This window comes from Sphaerochaeta sp. S2 (assembly GCF_016406725.1).
Lineage (GTDB): Bacteria > Spirochaetota > Spirochaetia > Sphaerochaetales > Sphaerochaetaceae > Sphaerochaeta.
In genome coordinates this window covers 1-1,021 of the sequence record NZ_JAEKNT010000465.1, presented here as the reverse complement: position 1 = coordinate 1,021, position 1,021 = coordinate 1, and the positions used below count along the sequence as shown (strand labels likewise).

Below are 1,021 nucleotides of genomic sequence, written 5' to 3'. Positions count from 1 at the left end.
CATATATTATAAATAGATTGAATGTTTTTATAACAGTCTATATAATGATTGTTATGAAATAGAGGTGTAGAAATGAAATTTAATTTAATAGCAACAGCGACCTTTGGTATAGAAGCGATTGTCGGCCAAGAGTTAAAAGATTTAGGTTACAAGGATGTCGTTGTTGAAAATGGCAGAGTCCTTTTCAAGGGAGACGAACGTGATGTGTGTATTGCAAATATGCACTTAAGAACTGCAGATCGTGTATTTATTCAAATAGCAGAATTTAAAGCAACTTCATTTGAGATGCTTTTCGATCAAGTGAATGAAATTCCATGGGAAAACTATTTACCAGCGAATGCAGAATTTCCAGTGAATGCAAAGTCAGTAAAATCCAAGTTGTTTTCTCTTTCGGATATCCAGTCTATATCTAAGAAAGCAATCGTTAAACGATTAGGAAAATTATATAATAAGGAATGGTTGCCAGAGGATGGCCCTAAATATCCAATCCTTGTTAGTATTTTAAAGGATACAGTAACGGTTTCGATTGATACAAGCGGTATAGGACTTCATAAGAGAGGCTATCGTGCACAAGGTAATAAGGCACCGCTTAAGGAAACCTTAGCGGCAGCTTTAGTTTTGATTTCTAAATGGCAGAGTAAGATTCCATTTATTGACCCATTGTGTGGTAGTGGGACAATTGCCATTGAGGCTGCCTTAATTGGTAGAAAAATTGCTCCAGGATTGTCACGTTCTTTTGCTTTTGAAGCATGGCCTATTATTCCAGATGATGTTTATAAGGCTGTAAAAAAGGAAGCCTATGAACAGATAGATTACGAGACGGAACTTCATATCGAAGCTTACGACATCGATCCATATTCCATCAAAATTGCAAGAGCAAATGCTGAGCTAGCATCTGTTGAAGAGGATATTCATTTTCAAGTTAGAGATGTAAAAGATTTGAGTTCTTCTAAGAAATACGGTTACATTATTACAAATCCACCTTATGGTGAAAGATTGAATGAAGAACATGAGGTTCAGG

1 protein-coding gene is annotated in these 1,021 nt (G+C 35.8%); it reads left to right on the top strand.

Annotated elements, in window-relative coordinates:
* Positions 1–72: 72 nt before the first annotated feature.
* A partial coding sequence (locus tag JF818_RS13430) for a class I SAM-dependent RNA methyltransferase (RefSeq protein ID WP_198892490.1) occupies positions 73–1,021 on the top strand: 949 nt, incomplete at its 3' end.